This window comes from Pseudomonas sp. FG35, assembly GCF_057809295.1.
In genome coordinates, this window is sequence record NZ_JBMDJR010000018.1 from 25,197 (window position 1) to 46,600 (window position 21,404).

The 21,404-nt window shown below is 61.9% G+C and carries 23 protein-coding genes; 12 read left to right on the plus strand and 11 right to left on the minus strand.

The window, feature by feature from the left end:
- Positions 1-33: 33 nt before the first annotated feature.
- The 3 genes from fabA (at position 34) to ACODTD_RS25710 (ending at position 2,248) form a co-directional block, all read left to right on the plus strand.
- Positions 34-549: a 3-hydroxyacyl-[acyl-carrier-protein] dehydratase FabA gene (fabA, locus tag ACODTD_RS25700; RefSeq protein ID WP_003227150.1), complete on the plus strand. Its 516-nt coding sequence runs from the start codon at positions 34-36 to the stop codon at positions 547-549.
- An 11-nt stretch (positions 550-560) separates the two neighbouring features.
- Positions 561-1,781: a beta-ketoacyl-ACP synthase I gene (fabB, locus tag ACODTD_RS25705; RefSeq protein ID WP_007957797.1), complete on the plus strand. Its 1,221-nt coding sequence runs from the start codon at positions 561-563 to the stop codon at positions 1,779-1,781.
- 278 nt (positions 1,782-2,059) lie between these two features.
- On the plus strand, positions 2,060-2,248 hold the full coding sequence (locus ACODTD_RS25710) for a hypothetical protein (RefSeq protein WP_007957795.1): 189 nt from the start codon (positions 2,060-2,062) through the stop codon (positions 2,246-2,248).
- A gap of 97 nt (positions 2,249-2,345) precedes the next feature.
- Here ACODTD_RS25710 and ACODTD_RS25715 read toward each other — a convergent pair whose 3' ends face one another.
- The 7 genes from ACODTD_RS25715 to ACODTD_RS25745 form a co-directional block, all read right to left on the minus strand.
- Positions 2,346-2,888: a DUF2058 domain-containing protein gene (locus ACODTD_RS25715; protein ID WP_011335479.1), complete on the minus strand. Its 543-nt coding sequence runs from the start codon at positions 2,886-2,888 to the stop codon at positions 2,346-2,348.
- A 26-nt stretch (positions 2,889-2,914) separates the two neighbouring features.
- The gene (gene mazG, locus ACODTD_RS25720) at positions 2,915-3,748 is read right to left on the minus strand and encodes a nucleoside triphosphate pyrophosphohydrolase (RefSeq protein ID WP_041475600.1); all 834 of its coding nucleotides are present in this window, start codon (positions 3,746-3,748) and stop codon (positions 2,915-2,917) included.
- A 5-nt stretch (positions 3,749-3,753) separates the two neighbouring features.
- A complete protein-coding gene (gene relA, locus ACODTD_RS25725; protein WP_007957789.1) occupies positions 3,754-5,997 on the minus strand; it encodes a GTP diphosphokinase in 2,244 nt (747 codons plus the stop codon).
- Positions 5,998-6,085: 88 nt separating this feature from the next.
- Positions 6,086-7,471, minus strand: coding sequence for a 23S rRNA (uracil(1939)-C(5))-methyltransferase RlmD (gene rlmD, locus ACODTD_RS25730; protein ID WP_011335481.1), 1,386 nt, complete (start codon positions 7,469-7,471; stop codon positions 6,086-6,088).
- On the minus strand, positions 7,471-8,373 hold the full coding sequence (cysM, locus tag ACODTD_RS25735) for a cysteine synthase CysM (RefSeq protein WP_041475402.1): 903 nt from the start codon (positions 8,371-8,373) through the stop codon (positions 7,471-7,473). Before cysM ends, rlmD begins: the two co-directional genes overlap by 1 nt.
- 170 nt (positions 8,374-8,543) lie before the next feature.
- Entirely contained in the window at positions 8,544-9,968 is a 1,425-nt protein-coding gene (locus ACODTD_RS25740; RefSeq protein WP_201815946.1) for a sensor histidine kinase, read from the minus strand.
- The gene (locus tag ACODTD_RS25745) at positions 9,955-10,677 is read right to left on the minus strand and encodes a response regulator transcription factor (protein ID WP_201815959.1); all 723 of its coding nucleotides are present in this window, start codon (positions 10,675-10,677) and stop codon (positions 9,955-9,957) included. Before ACODTD_RS25745 ends, ACODTD_RS25740 begins: the two co-directional genes overlap by 14 nt.
- A 216-nt stretch (positions 10,678-10,893) precedes the next feature.
- Between ACODTD_RS25745 and ACODTD_RS25750 the strand changes: the two genes are divergently transcribed.
- The gene (locus ACODTD_RS25750; protein ID WP_201815962.1) at positions 10,894-13,647 is read left to right on the plus strand and encodes a response regulator; all 2,754 of its coding nucleotides are present in this window, start codon (positions 10,894-10,896) and stop codon (positions 13,645-13,647) included.
- Between the two features lie 83 nt (positions 13,648-13,730).
- Positions 13,731-14,720, plus strand: a complete 990-nt coding sequence (locus ACODTD_RS25755) for a 2-hydroxyacid dehydrogenase (RefSeq protein ID WP_011335486.1) — start codon at positions 13,731-13,733, stop codon at positions 14,718-14,720.
- Positions 14,721-14,730: 10 nt separating this feature from the next.
- Here the strand turns inward: ACODTD_RS25755 and ACODTD_RS25760 are convergent, their stop codons facing one another.
- On the minus strand, positions 14,731-15,171 hold the full coding sequence (locus ACODTD_RS25760) for a hypothetical protein (RefSeq protein ID WP_011335487.1): 441 nt from the start codon (positions 15,169-15,171) through the stop codon (positions 14,731-14,733).
- A gap of 133 nt (positions 15,172-15,304) precedes the next feature.
- Here ACODTD_RS25760 and ACODTD_RS25765 point away from each other — a divergent pair, with 133 nt between their 5' ends.
- Together ACODTD_RS25765 and ACODTD_RS25770 are read left to right on the plus strand one after the other, a co-directional pair.
- Complete coding sequence (locus tag ACODTD_RS25765) at positions 15,305-15,739, plus strand: hypothetical protein (protein ID WP_007957770.1); 435 nt, start codon at positions 15,305-15,307, stop codon at positions 15,737-15,739.
- Positions 15,739-16,143: an META domain-containing protein gene (locus tag ACODTD_RS25770; RefSeq protein ID WP_007957769.1), complete on the plus strand. Its 405-nt coding sequence runs from the start codon at positions 15,739-15,741 to the stop codon at positions 16,141-16,143. The genes ACODTD_RS25765 and ACODTD_RS25770 overlap by 1 nt, the downstream gene beginning before the upstream one ends.
- A 62-nt stretch (positions 16,144-16,205) precedes the next feature.
- Here ACODTD_RS25770 and ACODTD_RS25775 read toward each other — a convergent pair whose 3' ends face one another.
- On the minus strand, positions 16,206-16,673 hold the full coding sequence (locus ACODTD_RS25775; protein WP_011335488.1) for a TlpA disulfide reductase family protein: 468 nt from the start codon (positions 16,671-16,673) through the stop codon (positions 16,206-16,208).
- Positions 16,674-16,787: 114 nt separating this feature from the next.
- On the opposite strand from ACODTD_RS25775, the gene arsC reads away from it, so the two are divergent.
- Genes arsC through ACODTD_RS25790 form a run of 3 tightly spaced genes read left to right on the plus strand, consistent with a single transcriptional unit; the run spans position 16,788 to position 18,161 of the window.
- A complete protein-coding gene (gene arsC / locus ACODTD_RS25780; RefSeq protein ID WP_011335489.1) occupies positions 16,788-17,141 on the plus strand; it encodes an arsenate reductase (glutaredoxin) in 354 nt (117 codons plus the stop codon).
- A complete protein-coding gene (gene wrbA, locus ACODTD_RS25785; RefSeq protein WP_007957765.1) occupies positions 17,138-17,734 on the plus strand; it encodes an NAD(P)H:quinone oxidoreductase in 597 nt (198 codons plus the stop codon). Before arsC ends, wrbA begins: the two co-directional genes overlap by 4 nt.
- Before the next feature lies 1 nt (position 17,735).
- Positions 17,736-18,161, plus strand: a complete 426-nt coding sequence (locus ACODTD_RS25790; protein ID WP_039772886.1) for a DUF2069 domain-containing protein — start codon at positions 17,736-17,738, stop codon at positions 18,159-18,161.
- Positions 18,162-18,290: 129 nt separating this feature from the next.
- Here ACODTD_RS25790 and ACODTD_RS25795 read toward each other — a convergent pair whose 3' ends face one another.
- Both ACODTD_RS25795 and ttcA read right to left on the minus strand, forming a co-directional pair.
- The gene (locus ACODTD_RS25795) at positions 18,291-18,965 is read right to left on the minus strand and encodes a DNA-3-methyladenine glycosylase I (RefSeq protein ID WP_085683575.1); all 675 of its coding nucleotides are present in this window, start codon (positions 18,963-18,965) and stop codon (positions 18,291-18,293) included.
- A 68-nt stretch (positions 18,966-19,033) separates the two neighbouring features.
- Positions 19,034-19,858 (minus strand): tRNA 2-thiocytidine(32) synthetase TtcA, encoded by an 825-nt coding sequence (gene ttcA / locus ACODTD_RS25800; RefSeq protein WP_011335493.1) that lies wholly within the window; start codon positions 19,856-19,858, stop codon positions 19,034-19,036.
- Positions 19,859-20,147: 289 nt separating this feature from the next.
- Between ttcA and ACODTD_RS25805 the strand changes: the two genes are divergently transcribed.
- Both ACODTD_RS25805 and ACODTD_RS25810 read left to right on the plus strand, forming a co-directional pair.
- Positions 20,148-20,750, plus strand: coding sequence for a Yip1 family protein (locus ACODTD_RS25805; protein WP_007957761.1), 603 nt, complete (start codon positions 20,148-20,150; stop codon positions 20,748-20,750).
- Between the two features lie 158 nt (positions 20,751-20,908).
- Complete coding sequence (locus tag ACODTD_RS25810; protein ID WP_007957760.1) at positions 20,909-21,403, plus strand: SprT family zinc-dependent metalloprotease; 495 nt, start codon at positions 20,909-20,911, stop codon at positions 21,401-21,403.
- Position 21,404: the final 1 nt, after the last annotated feature.

Below are 21,404 nucleotides of genomic sequence, written 5' to 3' on the forward strand. Positions count from 1 at the left end.
CCACCTGCCGCATGGGATTATTGAGGAGCTCGCATGACCAAACAAAACGCCTTTACTCGGGAAGACCTGCTGCGCTGCAGTCGCGGTGAGCTGTTCGGCCCAGGTAACGCGCAACTGCCCGCCCCGAACATGCTGATGGTGGATCGCATCACCCTGATCAGCGAAGAAGGCGGCAAGTACGGCAAAGGTGAATTGGTCGCCGAGCTGGATATCAACCCTGACCTGTGGTTCTTCGCGTGCCACTTCGAAGGCGATCCGGTGATGCCGGGCTGCCTGGGTCTGGACGCCATGTGGCAACTGGTCGGTTTCTTCCTGGGCTGGCAAGGCCTGCCGGGCCGTGGCCGTGCGCTGGGTTCGGGCGAAGTGAAATTCTTCGGCCAGGTTCTGCCGACCGCCAAGAAAGTCACCTACAACATTCATATCAAGCGCGTCCTCAAGGGCAAGCTGAACCTGGCCATCGCCGACGGTTCGGTGACTGTCGACGGTCGCGAAATCTACACCGCCGAAGGCCTTCGCGTCGGCGTGTTCACCTCCACTGACAACTTCTAAGGGTTATTCGCATGCGCCGCGTCGTTATCACTGGTCTGGGCATCGTTTCGTGCCTGGGCAATGACAAAGAGACCGTCTCCGCTAACCTGCGTGCAAGCCGCCCTGGCATCCGGTTCAACCCGGAATACGCCGAAATGGGTCTGCGTAGCCAGGTTTCCGGCTCCATCGACCTCAACCTTGAAGAGCTGATCGATCGCAAGATCTATCGCTTCGTCGGCCACGCAGCGGCTTACGCCTACCTGGCCATGAAAGACGCCATCGCCGACTCCGGTCTGACCGAAGAGCAAGTGTCCAACCCGCGTACCGGCCTGATCGCAGGTTCCGGCGGCGCGTCGACCCTGAACCAGATGGAAGCGCTGGACATCCTGCGCGAGAAAGGCGTCAAGCGCGTCGGCCCATACCGTGTAACGCGGACCATGAGCAGCACCGTTTCGGCTTGCCTGGCCACGCCGTTCAAGATCAAGGGCCTGAACTACTCCATCGCTTCTGCCTGCGCCACCAGTGCTCACTGCATCGGTACCGCCATGGAACAGATCCAGATGGGCAAGCAGGACATCGTGTTCGCCGGCGGCGGTGAAGAGGAGCACTGGAGCCAGTCGTTCCTGTTCGACGCAATGGGCGCTCTGTCCAGCAAGCGTAACGACACCCCGGAACAAGCCTCCCGCGCCTACGACGCCGACCGTGACGGTTTCGTCATCGCTGGCGGTGGCGGCATGGTGGTGGTCGAGGAGCTGGAACACGCTCTGGCCCGTGGCGCGAAAATCTACGCGGAAATCGTTGGCTACGGCGCAACGTCCGACGGCTACGACATGGTGGCCCCGAGCGGCGAAGGCGCGATCCGCTGCATGCAGCAGGCGCTGTCCACCGTCGATACCCCGATCGACTACCTGAACACCCACGGCACTTCGACTCCGGTCGGCGACGTCGCGGAAATGAAAGGTGTGCGTGAAGTATTCGGCGACAAGGCCCCGGCCATCAGCTCCACCAAGAGCCTGTCGGGTCACTCCCTGGGCGCCGCCGGCGTTCACGAAGCGATCTACTGCATGCTGATGATGGAAGGCAACTTCATCGCCGGTTCGGCCAACATCGACGAACTGGACCCTGAAGTGGCCGATCTGCCGGTGCTGACCAAGACCCGCGAGAACGCCACCATCAACACCGTGATGAGCAACAGCTTCGGCTTCGGTGGCACCAACGCCACCCTCGTGCTGAAGCGCTGGGAAGGCAAGTAATTCCCTCCCGCTGAGCCGCACATGAAAACGCCCCGACCGGTTCGGGGCGTTTTTTTTCGCTTGGAGAAAGGCATTTTCAGCGGCGCCAAGATGAAACGTTTGTCATGCAACTTACCGCCCTGCGACTGAATGTCGCGGATTCCGCGGGCTCCAGCGCTGTTGCAGATTTCGCAAGAATACATTGCACGAATCGGACATTTACTTAGCAGGCTAACAAAATCTATAAAAGAGGCCTGCACACGCCTTGCTGCAGATAACTTGAGATTTGGAGCTAGCAGATGACTGTAAAAGTAACTGAACGCGACGATTCACACATGTCCCATGAAGGCGTAGCCGCCGGCGTACGGATCTGGGATGTGCATCAACAAGACTTGCTGGTCGGCATGTTCCACAACGAGATCGACGCCCACAACTACAAGGCCGAACTGGAACTGCAGGAACGCCAGCGGGATCTGAAATCCGCCTGAAGCAAAACCACAGCATTGAAAACGACAAACCCCGCCATGAGCGGGGTTTGTCGTTGTTGGGTGCTTCAGGGCCGCTTCGCAGCCAGACGAGACCCGATTACCACATCAGATCATCAGGGATCACATAGGCCGCGTACGGATCGTCCTCGGCATTGACCTCTTCAACCTTCTCGTTGAGCTGCACGATGCGCTGTGGATCGCGCTCCTGGATCTTCAGGGCCGCCTCACGAGGAATCACTTCGTAGCCGCCGGCATGGTGCACGATCGCCAGCGAGCCGCTGCTGAGCTTGTTGCGCATCAGCGTGTTGACGGAGATGCGCTTGACCTTCTTGTCGTCGACGAAGTTGTAGTAGTCCTCGGTCGTCAGCTTCGGCAGACGCGAGACTTCGATCAACTGCTTGACCTGCGCAGCGCGGGCCTTGGCCTCGGCCTTCTCCTGCTGCTGACGGTTCAGCTCCTGATCGCGCTTGACCTTCTCGGCCATGGCTTCCTGGGCGGCGCGCTGCTGGGAGTCATCCAGTTCGATCTGGCCTTTGTGGGCCAGACGCTGTTGTTTCTGTTTGTCTTTGCTGACCTGCTTGGCCTGCTTTTGGTTGACCAGCCCTGCTTTGAGCAACTGGTCGCGAAGGGAAAGGCTCATTGATGCTTACTCACTTGGGCAACGGCTCAGCCGCAGCTGGGCAAATTCTTTTCCTGACGTTTGGCTTCGCCCCACAGGGCGTCCAACTCTTCGAGGGTGCAATCTTCCATGGGTCGATGGGTGTCGCGCAATGCCTGTTCGATAAAACGGAAACGTCGCTCGAACTTGGCGTTGGCGCCACGCAATGCAGTTTCCGGATCGACCTTCAGGTGCCGGGCCAGATTGACCACCGAAAACAGCAGGTCGCCGATCTCGTCAGCCACCGCTTGCGGGTCATTTTCGGACATGGCTTCGAGCACTTCATCGAGCTCTTCACGGACTTTGTCCAGCACCGGCAACGCATCCGGCCAGTCGAAACCGACCTGCCCTGCGCGCTTCTGCAACTTGGCCGAGCGGGACAGTGCCGGCAACGCAGCCGGCACATCGTCGAGCAGTGACAGTTGCTGCGGCTCGGCGGACTTCTCGGCACGTTCTTCGGCCTTGATCTCCTCCCAGCGCTGCTTGACCTGCTCTTCGTTCAAACGTGGCACGTCCAGCGGCGCATACAGATCGCCGGTCGGGAATACGTGCGGATGACGACGAATCAGCTTGCGCGTGATGCTATCGACCACCCCGGCAAATTCGAACCGCCCCTCTTCCCGCGCCAGCTGGCTGTAATACACCACCTGAAACAGCAGATCGCCCAACTCCCCCTGCAAGTGGTCGAAGTCGCCGCGCTCGATGGCATCGGCGACTTCGTAGGCCTCTTCAAGGGTGTGCGGGACGATGGTCGCGTAAGTCTGCTTGATGTCCCACGGGCAACCATACTGCGGGTCGCGCAGACGATTCATCAGGTGCAGCAGGTCTTCAAGGCTGTAGATCGGTTTCATGGAGTCCGGTTACGCCGCGTTTCGATGATGTTCGGCAACTGGGAAATCCGCCCCAGCAACCGCCCCAGCGCGTCCAGACCCGGAATCTCGATGGTCAGGGACATCAGCGCGGTGTTGTCCTCCTTGTTCGAGCGGGTGTTGACCGCCAGCACGTTGATCCGCTCGTTGAGCAGCACCTGCGAAACGTCACGCAGCAGACCGGAACGGTCGTAGGCGCGGATGACGATGTCCACCGGATAGGTGAGCACCGGCACCGGCCCCCAGCTGACCTGGATGATCCGCTCCGGCTCGCGCCCGGCCAGTTGCAGCACCGAGGCGCAGTCCTGACGGTGAATGCTCACGCCACGGCCCTGGGTGATGTAGCCGACGATCGCATCGCCCGGCAACGGCTGGCAGCAGCCGGCCATCTGGGTCATCAGGTTGCCGACGCCCTGGATCTGGATGTCGCCGCGCTTGCCCGGCTTGTAGCCGGTGGCCTTGCGCGGGATCAGTTCCAGCTGTTCGTTGCCGCGTTCCGGCTCGACCAGCTGTTGCGCCAGGTTGACCAGTTGCGCCAGACGCAGGTCGCCGGCCCCGAGGGCGGCGAACATGTCTTCGGCGGTTTTCATGTTGGCCTTGTCGGCCAGCTTGTCGAAATCCACCGCCGGCAGGCCGAGGCGATTGAGTTCGCGCTCGAGCAGGGTCTTGCCCGCCGCGACGTTCTGGTCGCGTGCCTGCAGCTTGAACCAGTGCACGATCTTCGCCCGCGCCCGGGACGTGGTGACGTAGCCCAGGTTCGGGTTCAGCCAGTCGCGGCTTGGGGTGCCGTGCTTGCTGGTGATGATCTCGACCTGCTCGCCGGTCTGCAGGCTGTAGTTGAGCGGAACGATGCGCCCGTTGATCTTCGCGCCACGGCAGTTGTGACCGATTTCGGTGTGCACGCGGTAGGCGAAATCCAGCGGCGTCGCGCCCTTCGGCAAGTCGATGGCGTGACCGTCCGGGGTGAAGATGTAGACCCGATCCGGCTCGATATCGACCCGCAACTGTTCGGCCAGACCACCGATGTCGCCCAGCTCTTCGTGCCACTCGAGGACCTGACGCAGCCAGGAGATTTTCTCTTCGTAGTGATTGGAGCCGGACTTGACGTCGGTGCCCTTGTAGCGCCAGTGCGCGCAGACGCCGAGCTCGGCCTCTTCGTGCATCGAATGGGTCCGGATCTGGACTTCCAGCACCTTGCCTTCCGGGCCGATCACCGCCGTGTGCAGCGAGCGGTAGCCGTTCTCTTTCGGGTTGGCGATGTAGTCGTCGAACTCTTTCGGGATATGCCGCCACAGGGTGTGGACGATGCCGAGCGCGGTGTAGCAGTCGCGCATTTCCGGCACCAGCACGCGCACCGCACGCACGTCATAGATCTGGCTGAATTCCAGACCCTTGCGCTGCATTTTGCGCCAGATCGAATAGATGTGTTTGGCCCGACCGCTGATGTCGGCTTCGACGCCGGTGGCTTGCAGCTCGTCCTTGAGCTGGGTCATCACATCGGCGATGAAACGCTCACGATCCAGCCGCCGTTCATGCAGCAGCTTGGCGATCTGTTTGTATTGATCGGGTTCCAGGTAACGGAAGGACAAGTCCTCCAGTTCCCATTTGATATGGCCGATGCCGAGTCGATGCGCGAGCGGCGCATAGATGTCGAACACTTCCCGGGCGACCCGGTTACGTTTTTCGTCGTCGGCGGTTTTCACTGCACGGATCGCGCAGGTGCGTTCGGCGAGCTTGATCAGCGCGACACGCACGTCGTCGACCATCGCCACCAGCATCTTGCGCAGGTTTTCCACCTGGCCCTGGGTGCCGAGCACCATCGACTGGCGGGGGCTGAGGCTGGCACTGATTGCCGCCATGCGCAGCACGCCGTCGATCAGCTTGGCGACCACCGGGCCGAAGCGCTGGCTGACCGCCGCGAGTTCGATCTGGCCTTCGCGCACGCCGCGATAGAGAACCGCAGCCACCAGCGAATCCTGATCGAGCTTGAGGTCGGCAAGGATCTCGGCGATCTCGAGGCCAGTGCTGAAACTGCCGCTGCCTTCGGACCAGAGATTCTTCGCTGCATTGGACTGTTGCTCGGCCTGGCGAGCGTACTCGCAGGCCTCTTTCAAGGCTTCGCGATCCAGTGCCAGATCGACACTGACCGCATGATCGAGCCAAGCCTCGAGATTGATACTGCCGTCAGTGTTGATCGGCTGGTGTGCTCTCACCTGTACCATCTTGCTTTACCTTCCCTACGACGCAGATTCAATGCGTCAAATCACTGACCGTCAATGCCCGTTCGCGCTCGCGGGGCCAAGGCGAGCGCTACGGACGACCAGTCGGATCAGACGAGCCATCCTGGCTCGCTTCAAATAACGCCATGGCCTCGACATGTGCCGTCTGAGGAAACATATCGAGAATCCCGGCACGTTTTAACCGGTAGCCCTGCTTGATCAATTCGACCGTATCGCGCGCCAGAGTTGCAGGGTTGCACGACACGTACACCAACCGTTTGGCGCCCAAGGCCGCCAGCTTGCGCACCACCTCGAAAGCACCGTCGCGCGGTGGGTCCAAGAGTACCGCAGAAAAGCCGTTTCCGATCCACTCGGCATCGGTCAAAGGCTGGGATAAATCGGCCTGAAAAAACTTTGTGTTATGCAAATTGTTACTGGCGGCATTGGCCGCCGCGCGATCAACCATGGTCTGCACGCCTTCGACCGCCACCACTTCACGCGCAGCTTTTGCCAGCGGCAAGGCAAAGTTGCCGAGACCGCAGAACAGGTCGAGCACGCGCTCATCCGCTGTCGGTTTCAACCACTCCAGCGCCTGGGCGACCATGGCCTCGTTGACCCCGGCATTGACCTGGATGAAATCCCCCGGCCGGTAAGCCAATTGCAGATCCCACTGTTCCAGGTGATAGCCAAGCGACTGTGCATCATCCACCGGCTGCGGTTCGCCTTCGCCATGCAGCCAGAGCTGCGCTTCATGGAACGCGCAGAAATCCTTGAGAATCGTCAGGTCGGCTTCGGACAGCGGCGCCATGTGACGCAGCAGGACGGCGAGTGACGAGCCACTGAACAATTCCACATGCCCCAGCGCCTGAGGTTTGCTCAAGCGACGCAGCATCTCCGGCAAGCGGGTCATGATCGGCTGCAAGGGCTGTACCAGCACCGGGCATTCGCTGATCGCAACGATGTCCTGGCTGCCGGCGGCACGGAAACCGACTTCAAGCTTTTTGGCCTTGCTGTCCCAGCGCACGGCGATCCGGGCGCGGCGACGGTAGCCGAATTCGGGACCGGTCAACGGCGCCGCCCACTCCTCGGGTTCGGCTCCGGCGACTCGCGACAACTGCTCGGCGAGCATGCGCTGTTTCAGGGCAAGCTGTTCGTTGTGGGGCAAATGCTGGACGCTGCAACCGCCGCAGCGGCCGGCGTGCTGGCAAGGTGCGGGACGACGCAATTCACTGGCGCTGAACACGCGCTCGGTACGCGCCTCGACCACTTTGCCGTGGGCGCCTAGCACCCGCGCTTCGACCTCTTCACCGGCGAGGGCGCCGAGGACGAACCAGGTTTTGCCTTCAAAAAACGCGATGCCGCGACCGTCATTGGCCAGGCGCTCGATGCTCAGGCGCTGCTTTTTGCCGGTCGGGATTTGCGGGGCCTTGCTGCCGCCGGTGGGCTGGAAGCGCAGGCCTCTCTCGTGCTTGGCCATCAGTTGGGCGCGTCGAAAATGCCGGTCGACAGGTAACGGTCGCCACGGTCGCAGATGATCGCAACGATCACCGCGTTTTCAACTTCTTTGGACAGGCGCAGCATCGCTGCCACTGCACCGCCCGAGGACACGCCGCAGAAGATGCCTTCTTCGCGGGCCAGACGCCGGGTAACGTTTTCGGCCTCGCTTTGCGCCATGTCGACGATGCGGTCGACGCGGTCGGCCTGATAGATCTTCGGCAGGTATTCCTGCGGCCAGCGGCGGATGCCGGGAATGGCCGAGCCTTCCATCGGTTGCAGGCCGACGATCTGTACGTTGTCGTTCTGCTCCTTGAGGTAGCGCGACACGCCCATGATGGTGCCGGTGGTACCCATGGAGCTGACGAAATGGGTGATGGAGCCCTGGGTCTGACGCCAGATTTCCGGGCCGGTGGTGGTGTAGTGCGCTTCAGGATTGTCGCCGTTGGCGAACTGATCCAGCACCTTGCCACGGCCTTCGGCTTCCATCCGCTGGGCGAGATCGCGAGCGCCTTCCATGCCCTCTTCCTGGCTGACCAGAATCAGCTCTGCGCCGTAAGCGGTCATCGCCGCTTTACGTTCGGCGCTGGAGTTGTCCGGCATGATCAGGATCATCTTGTAACCCTTGATCGCGGCGGCCATCGCCAAGGCGATCCCGGTGTTGCCCGAGGTCGCTTCGATCAGCGTATCGCCTTCGTGGATCTGCCCGCGCAACTCGGCACGGGTGATCATCGACAGCGCCGGACGATCCTTGACCGAACCCGCCGGGTTGTTCCCTTCAAGCTTGAGCAAAAGGGTGTTGCTGGTGACACCGGGCAGGCGCTGCAAACGCACCAGCGGCGTGTTGCCGACGCAATCGGCGATGGTTGGGTACTGCAAGGTCATGGCGTTTTTCGCAATCCGGACAGCGGGGGCGCCTATCATACCGGCAAACCTGCGCAGGCCATATCACGCAAAGTGTGGTGCTTATGGTTTCTTGGAATAAGCAGTAAAAGTCTCACCAGTGGTGAGACTTTTTAAAGAGTGTCGGCAGTGCTGACACTTTCCTGTGCCGCTCACACAATCTGCGGGCGGCCCATGTCCACTGTGGGATCTGGCTTGCCAGCGAAGACTTCAGGAATGACAGCACTGTCCTCCGCCACCAAGCGCAGATTCAGTCGCAATCCCGACGGGCCATTCTCAGCCCACAAAGTACCGCCCTGGCGTTGCACCGCGTTCCTCGCGATGCTCAGGCCCAGACCGAATCCACCATCCCCCGGCCGCGAGCCGTCGAGGCGGATGAAGGGCGAAAAGATCCGCTCAAGATCCGCGTCGGCCACACCACCGCCCTCGTCCTCCAGCCACAGGTGCCAGTAATCGCCCTCCCGTCGACCGTCGAGCCGCACGATGCCGCCCGGTGGCGAATGACGAATCGCATTGCGCAGGATGTTTTCCAGAGCCTGTGCCAGGGTGTTGAGATTGCCGCGTACCCAGCAGGAAGCTTCAACACCGCACTGCAACTGCCCCACCGGACAGCAGCTTTCGTAGCAGGCGTTTTCCGTGAGCATTTCCCACAGCGCCTGAATCTGGATCGCTTCGTCCGGCAACGGTGCGCGTTCGGTGTCGAGCCAGGCCAGTTGCAGGGTGTCCTCCACTAGTCGCTGCATCACGTCGACTTCGCGACCGATGCGCTCGCGCAACGGTTGCAGCTGTTGCTCGCTTTCACTGGCGACCCGCAACCGGCTCAGGGGCGTGCGCAGTTCGTGGGACAGGTCGCGCAGCAGTTGCTGTTGCAAGGCCACGGTGGACTGCAGGCGTTCGGACATCGAATCGAAGGCGCGGGCCAGTTCGCCGAGTTCATCGGGGCGCTGGGTGATGCCGCTCGACAACCGCACATTCAGTTCATCGGCGCGCCAGGCGTTGGCCTGCTCGCGCAGATTGTTAAGCGGCACCACCAGCAGGCGATACAGGCCGACGCACAGCAGCAGGGTGAACAGGCCGGGAATCACACCGTTGGTGATGACCCGCCAGAACACCCGGTATTTCCCCGGCAGGAATCGCTCGGGCAACTCGATGACCAGACTGCCGGCAGTCGGGTCAGTGGGGAACGGAACCCGCAGCCACGGTCGGCCCCTTTTATGAATCGGCCAGTCCAGACCTCGCAGGAAGGTCAGGTGCTGAAGCTCTTGAGCGTTGAACGGTTGGCTGCCCAGCGACTGCAGGTTGCCGCCGATCACGCCGACCCAGCCGGCCTCGCGCAGCTCCATGCTTTGCAACCAGCTATCGATGCCATCGCGCTCGCCCTGCTGCCAGGCGCGCTCCGCCTCGGCGGCATAACGGCTCAGGGTGCGACGGGCGTCGTCGGAGAGGAACTGATTGCGCTGCTCCATGTACCAGCCCCAGGACCAGCTCAGCCAGATCATCAGCAGACAGAACGCCACCAGCAGACAGGCGAGCTTCCAGAACAGCGAGTGCCGGCCCGGCAGGTCAGACACTTTCATCGACGGCACTCAGAACGTAACCCTTGCCCCACACCGTGCGCACTTCGCGCTCGGTGTAGCCGACCGACTTGAGTTTGCGGCGAATCTGGCTGATGTGCATATCAAGGCTGCGATCGTGGGCCGCATAACCGCGCTGAAGAACGTGCTGATAAAGGAAGGCCTTGCTCAGCACTTCCTCGTCGTTGCGATTGAGGGTTTCCAGCAGGCGGTATTCGCTGCGGGTCAGGCCGGCGGGCTGGTCGAGGTAGAACACGTCGCACTGCTCGTCGTCGAAACGCAGCCCGCCGACCGGCACTACCGGGGCGACGGCAGCTGGACGACGGTCGAGGGCGACCCGGCGCAGGATCGCTTCGATCCGCACATGCAGCTCGGCCATGCTGAAGGGTTTGGGCAGGTAGTCGTCGGCGCCGAGACGGAATCCGCTGATACGGTCGGCCTCAGCACCGAGGGCTGACATCAGCAACACCGGCGTGGAATGGCTCTGACGCAGTTGGGTCAGGACATTCAATCCGTCGAGCCCCGGCAACAGAATATCCATCAACACCACGTCGAACGGCTGGCGCCGGGCGATGCTCAGGCCTTCGCTACCGTTCTGGCACCAGGTGACCTGGAAGCCGCTGCGGCCCAGTTGTTCATGGACATAAGCACCGAGGACGGGATCGTCTTCGATGGAAAGAATGCGGGGCTGGCCAATAGAGACAGGAGTCATGACTATCTGCAAATAATTCTCAGTTTGGCGATTATTCAAGATTGCCCGGCGCCCGGCAACCCAAGCTTGACCTGTCGGACAGATGACCGCTCCCCAAGCGAAGGACGACGACATCATTTTTCCCAAGATTGCCCGCAAGCAAATCGCTACACTGCGCCGATACCGCGTGCCGGACGCACGTGTGAGTCAACGATCAGCGGGATGCAGGAGAAAGGCGTGCTCAAGAAACTGGGAATCAAAGGTCGCGTATTGTTGCTGACCCTGTTGCCGACCAGCCTGATGGCACTGGTGCTGGGCGGGTATTTCACCTGGACGCAGCAGTCCGACCTGCAAGCCCAATTGATGCAGCGCGGCGAAATGATCGCCGAGCAACTGGCCCCGCTGGTAGCCCCGGCCATGGGCCACGGCGATGCCGAATTGCTCGAGCGCATCGCCACTCAGTCCCTCGAGCAACCGGACGTACGCGCCGTGACCTTCCTCGCGCCCGACCGCTCGCCCCTCGCCCACGCCGGCCCGACCATGCTCAATCAGGCGCCGAGTGGCGACAGCGCGCATTTGCTGCGACGCAGCGGCAACGACGCCACCCGCTATCTGCTCCCGGTCTTCGGCAAACACCGCAACCTCGCCGGCGAGCTGATCCCGCAAGAGTCCGACCGTTTACTCGGTTGGGTGGAACTGGAGCTGTCGCACAACGGCATGTTGTTGCGCGGCTACCGGAGCCTGTTCGCCAGTCTGTTGCTGATTGGCGCGGGGCTGGCCGGCGCCGCCTTGCTGGCCTTGCGCATGGGCCGCACGATCAACCGCCCGCTGAGCCAGATCAAACAGGCCGTCGCCCAGCTCAAGGACGGTCACCTGGAAACCCGTCTGCCGCCATTGGGCAGTCAGGAGCTGGATGAACTGGCGTCCGGCATCAACCGCATGGCCGGCACCCTGCAAAACGCCCGCGAAGAATTGCAGCACAGCGTCGATCAGGCCACCGAAGACGTGCGCCAGAACCTGGAAACCATCGAGATCCAGAACATCGAGTTGGACCTGGCCCGCAAGGAAGCGCTGGAAGCGAGCCGGATCAAATCCGAATTTCTCGCCAACATGAGCCACGAGATCCGTACACCGCTCAACGGCATTCTCGGTTTCACCCACCTGTTGCAGAAAAGCGAGCTGACCCCGCGCCAGCTCGACTACCTGGGCACCATCGAAAAATCCGCCGACAGCCTGCTGGGGATCATCAACGAGATCCTCGACTTCTCGAAGATCGAGGCCGGCAAGCTGGTGCTCGACCATATCCCGTTCAACCTGCGCGACCTGTTGCAGGACACCCTCACCATCCTCGCCCCCGCTGCCCACGCCAAGCAGCTGGAACTGGTGAGTCTGGTGTACCGCGACACGCCGCTGTCGCTGGTCGGCGATCCGCTGCGCCTCAAGCAGATCCTGACGAATCTGGTGAGCAACGCGATCAAGTTCACCCGCGAAGGCACCATCGTCGCCCGCGCCATGCTCGAAGAAGAAAACGACGACAGCGTGCAGTTGCGCATCAGCATTCAGGACACCGGTATCGGGCTGTCGAACCAGGATGTACGCGCGTTGTTCCAGGCCTTCAGCCAGGCCGACAACTCGCTGTCGCGCCAACCCGGCGGCACCGGTCTGGGGCTGGTGATTTCCAAGCGCCTGATCGAACAGATGGGCGGCGAAATCGGGGTCGACAGCACGCCGGGCGAAGGCTCGGAATTCTGGATCAGCCTGAACCTGCCCAAGACCCGCGACGACGCCGAAGACCTGCCCGCCGCGCCATTGCTCGGGCGCCGGGTGGCGGTGCTGGAAAATCACGAGCTGGCGCGTCAGGCCCTGCAGCATCAACTGGAAGACTGCGGCCTCGACGTCACGCCGTTCAATACCCTGGAAAGTCTGACCAATGGCGTCACCGGCGCCCATCAGACCGATCAGGCCATCGATCTGGCGGTGCTCGGCATCACCAGCAACGACATGCCGCCGGAACGCCTCAACCAGCATATCTGGGATCTTGAGCACCTCGGTTGCCGGGTGCTGGTGTTGTGCCCGACCACCGAACTGACGCTGTACCACCTTTCAGTGCCCAACCCTCACAGCCAGCTGCAATCGAAACCGGCCTGCACCCGCAAACTGCGCCGGGCCTTGTCGGACATGGTCAATCCGCGCCAGTCGCGCAGCGAACCGGGCGAACCGCTGTCGAGCCGCGCGCCGAAAGTGCTGTGTGTCGACGACAACCCGGCCAACCTGTTGCTGGTTCAGACCCTGCTCGAAGACATGGGCGCCAAGGTGCTGGCCGTTGAAAGCGGTTACGCCGCGGTCAAGGCGGTACAGAGCGAAAGCTTCGATCTGGTGCTGATGGATGTGCAGATGCCCGGCATGGACGGACGCCAGAGCACCGAAACCATTCGCCAGTGGGAAAGCGAGCGCCATTGCACGCCGCTGCCGATCGTCGCCCTCACCGCCCACGCCATGGCCAATGAAAAACGCGCGCTGCTGCAAAGCGGCATGGACGACTACCTGACCAAGCCGATCAGCGAGCGGCAACTGGCGCAGGTGGTGCTGAAGTGGACGGGTCTTGCACTGCGCAATCAGGCGCCGGACCGAGGCGGTGAAAGCCTGCTGGGCAATCAGGAACTGCCGATTCTCGATCACGAAGAAGGTTTGCGCCTGGCTGCCGGTAAGGCGGATCTGGCGGCGGACATGCTGGCGATGCTGCTGGCCTCGCTCGAAGCCGACCGGGAAGCCATCCGCACCGCCCGCGACCATCAGGATCAGAACGCTCTGCTTGAACGGGTGCACCGCCTGCATGGCGCCACTCGCTACTGCGGCGTGCCGCAATTGCGCGCCGCCTGCCAACGCAGCGAAACCCTGCTCAAGCAGGACGATCCCAAGGCCTCGGCCGCGCTGGACGAGCTGGAACGGGCGATCAATCGTCTGGCGGCCCAGGCGAAGATCAGCGCCTGATCCAGCGCAATGCCGGTCAACGTCGACGCAGCTACAGTTGTTGCGGGTGATTTGCGCCCGCGTCGATGCTCCAGGAGGATTTCATGCGCACGATCGTTTTCAGCAGCCAGTCCTACGACCGCGACAGTTTCCTCGCCGCCGACTGCCCGGCCGGGATCGAACTGCATTTCCAGCCGGCCCGGCTCAGCCTCGACACGGCCGCGCTGGCCGAACATCACGAGGTGGTCTGCGCGTTCATCAATGATGACCTCAGCGCCCCGGTGCTCGAACGCCTGGCTGCGGGCGGGACACGCCTGATTGCCTTGCGTTCGGCCGGCTACAACCATGTGGACCTGGCCGTCGCCAAACGCTTGGAGCTGGCCGTAGTGCGCGTACCGGCCTACTCGCCCCATGCGGTGGCCGAGCACGCGGTGGCGTTGATCCTCGCCCTCAACCGACGCCTGCACCGCGCCTACAACCGCACCCGCGAAGGCGATTTCAGCCTGCACGGCCTCACCGGTTTCGATCTGGTGGGCAAAACGGTCGGCATCGTCGGCACCGGACAGATCGGCGCAACCTTCGCGAAGATCATGCACGGCTTCGGCTGTGAATTGCTGGCCTACGACCCGTATCCAAATCCTGCCGTCGAAGCGTTGGGCGCACGCTACCTGAGCCTGCCGGATCTGTTGGCGCAGTCGCGGATCATCAGCCTGCACTGCCCGCTCAACGAACAGAGCAGACACCTGATCAACCGCGATTCGCTGGCGCACATGCAACCGGGGGCGATGCTGATCAACACCGGGCGCGGCGGTCTGGTGGACACGCCGGCGCTGATCGACGCCCTGAAAGACGGTCAGCTCGGTTATCTGGGACTGGATGTGTATGAAGAGGAAGCGCAGCTGTTTTTCGAGGACCGCTCCGACCTGCCGCTACAGGACGACGTGCTGGCGCGGCTGCTGACGTTCCCGAATGTGATCGTCACCGCGCATCAGGCGTTCCTGACCCATGAGGCGCTGGGCGCGATTGCCGCGACCACCTTGCACAACATCGCGACCTGGGCGACGGGCACGCCGCAGAACCAGGTCGAAGGCTGAACGAACGGACTCAGACCGGAGGCGGCGTCGGGGTAATCGCCACGCACAGGCTCAACAGCGCCAGCCAGCCGAATCCCAGCAAACGTTGCTTGAAGGAGTGCCCGCTGCGCAGCAGGAACCAGACAAACACCAGCGGCATCAGAAACGCCATGATCTTCAGCCAGCCTTCCACCGGACGCGAGCCATCCGGGTTCAGCACCGGCTCGACCGGCTGCGAACGACGGCGTCGCCCCGCAGCGGCCGGCATGATCTTCGGCCGCTCGGGGGCCGGCGGCGGAACGTAGGCCTCGGGCACGGCCTTGTTGCGCGGCAGGCTACCGAAGGAAATTGTCGACGTGCCCTTTTCGGCTTGAGGCGCCTGCGCCTCTGCCAGCGGGGCTCCGCAATGAATGCACGCCGTGGCTTCGGAGCTGATGCTCCGCTTGCATTCATAACATTCGATCAGCGCCATGTTCCGTTCCTTGAAAATGAAGGCGGCAGTTTGCCACGACTGCGGTGTCGATTTGAACCGGATCGAAGGTCGCACGCGCGCATCATTCTGCAATCAAGCCCGTGCTAGCATGTCGCGCATATTTGGAGGACCCATGGTCGAACACGATTTTCGCTACACCCTGATGAACCCGCAACACACCCTCACCGAATGCCGCGCCCTGGTTCCGGGCCGCTATCAGGTCACCGGCAACGGGGGCTCGATCCGCATCGGCGACGTGCTGGTCGTGACCCTCAAAGGCAGCAAGGACTTGTCCATGCGTCTGACCGTCGACACCGTCCGCCACCTGATCAACCCACCGGGTCAATGGACCGCAATGACCACCGGTCCGGTGTTCGGTGAACTGGCGATCCACACCTGGCAGGTCAACTGCGACAGCTGCGCCAAGGAGCTGAGCTTCGAATTCGCGGTGGACGCCAAGCTGGGCAAGCCTGCGGAAAAACCGGCCGCCACGGCACGTATTGCGGAGCTGGGCTGGAAAGCCGTCGGCGACAAACATCTGTGCCCGAAATGCCAGGAGCCGGCGTGATGAAACACCTGGCCCTGACCGCCGCTGTCGGCGCCGGCCTGATGGGTTGCGCCGCAGAGCCTGTGCAACTGCAGCAGAACCGCAGCTACATTCTGGAGTGGATCGGCGAGCGTCCGCTGATGGACTACAGCCACCTGACCGTGACCCTCGGCGATGATGGCCGGGCGTATGGCAACGGCGGCTGCAACCATTGGTTCGCGCCGTACACCCTGGAAGGCGACAAACTAAGCTTCGGCAAGATCGGCAAGACCCGCAAACTCTGCGCGCCGGCGCTGATGGAGCAGGAGCAACGCTTCCTCCAGGCCCTGGAGCACGTGGAGCGCTGGGACATCTCGCCGATCGAGCAGATGCGCTTCTGGCCGGCTGAAGGCAAGCCGTTGCGCTGGTGGCTGGAAGAGGGTTGATCCTTTAGATCGCCCCTCGATCATTCCCGCGCTCCGCCGTGGGAATGATCAGCCAAGACGAATCAATTGGTCGCCTGCAATGCCTCGAGCTTCGCCATCACCCCCGCCGCCGTCTGCTCGCCCATCAACTGTTCCCGCACCTTGCCCTTGTTGTCGATGATGTAAGTCACCGGCAAGGCTTCACTGCGCGGCAGCTCGAACAGTTCCGCCGGATCCTGCGCCAGCACGGTGAACTTGATGCCCAGCTTCTCGCTGGCGCTCTTCAGCTCTTCACCTTGCACGTTGTCGAAGTTGACCCCGAACACGCCGATCTTCTTGCCCTTGAGTTCGTCCGCCAGGTGATTGAGTTCCGGGATTTCCGTGCGGCACGGGCCGCACCATTCGGCCCAGTAATTGAGCACGATCCATTGTTTGTCGAGGCGCTCGGACGCCACTTTCTGCCCGTTCTGGTCGATGCCGTAGTCGTTACCGCAGCCCCCCAGCATCAACGCCCCGATGATCGTCAATGCCGCTGCCAGTGCCCGTGTCATGTCGTGTTCCTTGTGAAAAATTGAATGCGCCTGCGACCCATCGCCTCCCAAGGTTCTGGATTGCGCGCTGCACAGTTAGAATAGCCGCCACTCTACGCAATAAGCGACCCGCCCATGACCGATCTGACGCTTTATCACAACCCGCGCTGCTCGAAATCCCGCGGTGCGCTCGAACTGCTCGAAGCCCGTGGCCTGACGCCGAACGTGGTGCGCTACCTCGAAACCCCGCTGGACGCCGCGCAGATCAAGGCCCTGCTCGGCAAGCTGGGCATCAGCGCACGGCAACTGCTGCGCACCGGCGAAGACGAGTACAAGACCTTGAATCTGGCCGATGCCAGTCTCACCGAGAAACAATTGATTGAAGCGATCGCGGCCCATCCAAAGCTGATGGAGCGACCGATTCTCGAAGCCGGCGACAAAGCCGTCATCGGCCGTCCACCGGAGCAGATCCTGGAGCTGCTGCCGTGAGTGCGCCGTACATTCTGGTTCTGTATTACAGCCGCAGCGGCTCGACCAACGAGATGGCCCGGCAGATTGCCCGTGGCGTCGAGCAGGCCGGCCTCGAAGCGCGCCTGCGCACCGTGCCGGCGATCTCCACCGAGTGCGAAGCCGTGGCGCCGGACATTCCGGATGAAGGCGCGCTGTACGCCACATTGGATGACCTGAAGAACTGCGCCGGCCTGGCCCTCGGCAGCCCGACCCGTTTCGGCAACATGGCCGCGCCGCTCAAATACTTCCTCGATGGCACCAGCAACCTGTGGCTGACCGGCGCGCTGGTCGGCAAGCCGGCCGGAGTGTTCACCTCCACCGCCAGCCTGCACGGCGGTCAGGAAACCACCCTGCTGTCGATGATGCTGCCGCTGCTGCACCACGGCATGCTGATCACCGGCCTGCCTTACAGCGAGTCGGCGCTGCTGGAAACCCAGGGCGGCGGCACGCCGTACGGCGCCAGCCATCACGCCGGGGCCGACGGCAAAAGCGGTCTCGATCAGCACGAAGTGGCGCTGTGCCGCGCACTCGGCGCACGTCTGGCCAAGACCGCCCAGAAACTGGGGAACTGAGATGGCCAGAAAGCCGAAAGTCCTGCCCGCCGTCGAATGGCTGGAGCCACGGGTGCGGGCGATGCGGGTGATCAGTCTGCTGTGCTTTTTCGGCCTGGCCGGACTGCTCGCCGCGTATTACCTGGTGTTCGCCGACCTGCACGGCGCGCGGCCGTGGGTGATTCTGCTGATCGAGCTGATCCCGTGGATCGTGCTCGCACCGGGCATGATCATGGGCAGCGCACGCGGGCATTCGTGGATGTGCTTTGTGGTGAATCTGTATTTCATCAAGGGCGCGCTGGCCGCTTACGACCCGAGCCGGCAGCTGTTCGGCGTGCTGGAGATGATCGCCAGTCTGGCGGTGTTCTGCTCGGCGCTGTTGTATGTGCGGTGGCGGTATCAGCTGAACCGCAAACTGGCGGGCGAAGGCGAAATCTCCGTCGCCTGACTGCGCTCCAACTCCAAGATCGTTCCCACGCTCCGCGTGGGAATGCATCAAGAGACGCTCCGCGTCTCAGGGACGCAGAGCGTCCCGGGCGGCATTCCCACGCAGAGCGTGAGAACGATCACCCTAGAGTCAATGATTGACGGTGTACGCCAGCATCATCGAGATCTGGCTCATCGGCCGTCCACCGCTCTCTTCATGCCACTGGTTAAACGCGTTCTGCACCGTCGCCAGATCCCGCAGACTGCTCGGCACCTTGTCGACGATCTTCTGTGCATTCAACGCCGCGACCACGTCGTAGCTCGGCACAAACGTATCCTTGCCGACCATCCGCAAAAACCGTGGCGCCGACAGCCCGCCCAATTGATGGCCGTGCTTTTTCAGGTAGGTCCACAGGCCGACGATGTCGGTCACCGGCCAGTCGGCCAGCAACGCGCCGAAACTGCCCTTCTCTTTCTCGACGTCCAGAATGAACTGCGCATTGCGCGGCACACTCTTGAGCTTGCCCAGATGACGGATGATCCGCGCATCCTGCATCAGCCGTTCAAGGTGTTCGGCGCTCATCAGCACGACCTTTTCCGGGTCGAACTTGAAGAACACTTCTTCGAAGGCCGGCCACTTGGCGTCCACCAGACTGTGCTTGAGCCCGGCACGAAATACCCGCAGGGCCATGGTCGAGAGATAACGGTCGTCGCTGATCTTGCGCAGTTGCGCCGGGGTCTTGGGAACGGGCAGATGGGCTTCCAGTTCAGCCGCCGAACCGAAGCGGTTCAGACAGTATTCGTGCAGCCACTTGTAGTCGCGCATGCCCTCTCCTAAAAAATGAATTGAAAACGGCGCCCGCGAGCGCCGTTTCTTTCGAGCGATCAGATCACTTACAGGTTCACCACATTGACGAAACGCGAAGCCGCCGTCTCGTCGATCTTCAGGCTGGTGAAGTCAAACAGGTTACGGTCAGCCAGTTGCGACGGGATCACGTTCTGCAGGCTGCGGAAGATGCTTTCGGTGCGGCCCGGGGTCTTGCGTTCCCAGTCCTGGAGCATTTCCTTGACCACCTGGCGTTGCAGGTTTTCCTGGGAACCGCAGAGGTTGCACGGGATGATCGGGAATTGCTTGAAGTCCGAGTAGGCCTGGATGTCTTTCTCGTTGCAGTAGGCCAGCGGACGGATCACCACGTTGCGCCCGTCATCGGCGCGCAGCTTCGGCGGCATGGCCTTGAGGCTGCCGTTGAAGAACATGTTGAGGAAGAACGTCTCGACGATGTCGTCGCGATGATGACCGAGGGCCATTTTGGTCGCGCCGATTTCGTCGGCGAAGGTGTACAGCGTGCCGCGACGCAGGCGCGAGCACAGCGAGCAGGTGGTCTTGCCTTCCGGGATCAGCTCCTTGACCACCGAGTAGGTGTCCTTCTCGACGATGTGGTACTCGATGCCCAGCTCTTTCAGGTAGGCCGGCAGCACGTGCTCGGGGAAACCCGGCTGCTTCTGGTCCATGTTCACGGCGACGATCTCGAACTTGATCGGTGCAACCTTCTGCAGGTGCATCAGCACGTCGAGCATGGTGTAGCTGTCCTTGCCCCCGGACAGGCAGACCATGACCTTGTCGCCGTCTTCGATCATGTTGAAGTCGGTGACGGCTTCGCCGGCCAGGCGGCGCAGGCGCTTTTGCAGTTTGTTCTGGTTGACCGTAAGAGTGCCCATGACGCGAAATCCGTGAGGTGTGACGAAAGGCGGGCATTTTACGCAAAAACACTTGGCTTGTGGCCACAGGTTGTCGCCCCCTCGAATGCCCGTTTGCACAGACCCCGACGCGATTACCCCGAAGTTTTACAGCGCGATTTGCTCTAAGCCCCTACCACCTGTGCGGTTAAGACCTTTCTATACTGCGACATAAGGTCGCACACAATCTGAAGACCTGTATTTGCTCGGCCGCATTGGCCCGTAGGCGCTCCGCTGGGGGGCGATGGCAATAACGAGAGGAGTGACTGGCATGATCCATCACGTAGTGGGACTTTTTACCCACCCCGATCAGGAATGGAAGGAAATCCGTGGCGACCAGGAAGAAAGCATCAGCCACATGTACCTGACGCACACACTGATTCTGGCGGCGATCCCCGCTGTTTCGGCATTTATCGGCACGACTCAGGTCGGCTGGGTGATCGGCAACCGCGCACCGGTGATGCTCACCGTCGAAAGCGCGTTGTGGATGACGATCATGTCTTATCTGGCAATGCTCGGCGGGGTCGCGGTCATGGGTGCATTCGTGCACTGGATGGCCCGCACGTATGACGCCAACCCGAGCCTGGCCCGTTGCGTGGCATTTGCCACCTACACCGCGACACCGTTGTTCGTCGGCGGGCTGGCGGCGCTCTATCCGCACATGTGGCTGGGGATGATCGTCGGCACGGCGGCCATCTGCTACACGGTGTACCTGTTGTATGTGGGGCTGCCGACCTTCATGAACATTCCGTCCGACGAGGGCTTCCTGTTTTCCAGCTCGGTGCTGGCGGTGGGGCTGGTGGTGCTGGTCGCCATCATGGCGTTTACTGTGATTGTCTGGGGACTGGGCGTGGGGCCCGTCTACACCAACTAGCGACCGGTTCGTCTCGAGAAGAACAAGATCCGCCAACACAGGCCGCCGCAAGGCGGCCTTCTCATGCCTTGAATAAACGTCGCGACCATTCGGCAGTTTGGCGATACGCAACGCCGAAAGGTTGCGGCATACTCCAAATCTCTGGAGATCCATCAAGCATGCCCGAGCAACTCAATACCCGCGTCGAAGACTGTTTCCAACTCGCTGAATCCTTTTTCAAACGTCCCTTCAAACGCCCCGTGGTGAGCCTCAAGCTGCGCGGGCAAAAAGCCGGAGTCGCGCATCTGCACGAGAACCTGCTGCGCTTCAATCCGCAGCTGTACCGGGAGAACACCGAACATTTCCTCAAGCAGACCGTGGCCCACGAAGTTGCGCACCTGATCGCCCATCAACTGTTCGGCGACCGCATACAGCCCCACGGCGAGGAGTGGCAACTGATCATGCGCGGCGTTTACGAATTGCCGCCGGACCGTTGCCATACCTATGAAGTCAAACGGCGCAGCGTGACGCGCTACATCTATAAATGCCCGTGTGCGGATAGCGATTTTCCGTTTTCGGCGCAGCGCCATAGTCTGGTCCGGCAGGGGCGGCGCTATCTGTGCCGCCGATGCCGGAACACGCTGGTGTTCAGTGGCGAGATGCGGGTCGAGTAAG

Bases quoted from the DNA above. Each gene is read 5' to 3' on its own strand.
- fabA (WP_003227150.1), top strand. From the start codon at position 34: ATGACCAAACAAAACGCCTTTACTCGGGAAGACCTGCTGCGCTGCAGT.
- fabB (WP_007957797.1), top strand. From the start codon at position 561: ATGCGCCGCGTCGTTATCACTGGTCTGGGCATCGTTTCGTGCCTGGGC.
- ACODTD_RS25710 (WP_007957795.1), top strand. From the start codon at position 2,060: ATGACTGTAAAAGTAACTGAACGCGACGATTCACACATGTCCCATGAA.
- ACODTD_RS25715 (WP_011335479.1), bottom strand. From the start codon at position 2,888: ATGAGCCTTTCCCTTCGCGACCAGTTGCTCAAAGCAGGGCTGGTCAAC.
- relA (WP_007957789.1), bottom strand. From the start codon at position 5,997: ATGGTACAGGTGAGAGCACACCAGCCGATCAACACTGACGGCAGTATC.
- rlmD (WP_011335481.1), bottom strand. From the start codon at position 7,471: ATGGCCAAGCACGAGAGAGGCCTGCGCTTCCAGCCCACCGGCGGCAGC.
- cysM (WP_041475402.1), bottom strand. From the start codon at position 8,373: ATGACCTTGCAGTACCCAACCATCGCCGATTGCGTCGGCAACACGCCG.
- ACODTD_RS25740 (WP_201815946.1), bottom strand. From the start codon at position 9,968: ATGAAAGTGTCTGACCTGCCGGGCCGGCACTCGCTGTTCTGGAAGCTC.
- ACODTD_RS25745 (WP_201815959.1), bottom strand. From the start codon at position 10,677: ATGACTCCTGTCTCTATTGGCCAGCCCCGCATTCTTTCCATCGAAGAC.
- ACODTD_RS25755 (WP_011335486.1), top strand. From the start codon at position 13,731: ATGCGCACGATCGTTTTCAGCAGCCAGTCCTACGACCGCGACAGTTTC.
- ACODTD_RS25760 (WP_011335487.1), bottom strand. From the start codon at position 15,171: ATGGCGCTGATCGAATGTTATGAATGCAAGCGGAGCATCAGCTCCGAA.
- ACODTD_RS25765 (WP_007957770.1), top strand. From the start codon at position 15,305: ATGGTCGAACACGATTTTCGCTACACCCTGATGAACCCGCAACACACC.
- ACODTD_RS25770 (WP_007957769.1), top strand. From the start codon at position 15,739: ATGAAACACCTGGCCCTGACCGCCGCTGTCGGCGCCGGCCTGATGGGT.
- ACODTD_RS25775 (WP_011335488.1), bottom strand. From the start codon at position 16,673: ATGACACGGGCACTGGCAGCGGCATTGACGATCATCGGGGCGTTGATG.
- arsC (WP_011335489.1), top strand. From the start codon at position 16,788: ATGACCGATCTGACGCTTTATCACAACCCGCGCTGCTCGAAATCCCGC.
- ACODTD_RS25790 (WP_039772886.1), top strand. From the start codon at position 17,736: ATGGCCAGAAAGCCGAAAGTCCTGCCCGCCGTCGAATGGCTGGAGCCA.
- ACODTD_RS25795 (WP_085683575.1), bottom strand. From the start codon at position 18,965: ATGCGCGACTACAAGTGGCTGCACGAATACTGTCTGAACCGCTTCGGT.
- ttcA (WP_011335493.1), bottom strand. From the start codon at position 19,858: ATGGGCACTCTTACGGTCAACCAGAACAAACTGCAAAAGCGCCTGCGC.
- ACODTD_RS25805 (WP_007957761.1), top strand. From the start codon at position 20,148: ATGATCCATCACGTAGTGGGACTTTTTACCCACCCCGATCAGGAATGG.
- ACODTD_RS25810 (WP_007957760.1), top strand. From the start codon at position 20,909: ATGCCCGAGCAACTCAATACCCGCGTCGAAGACTGTTTCCAACTCGCT.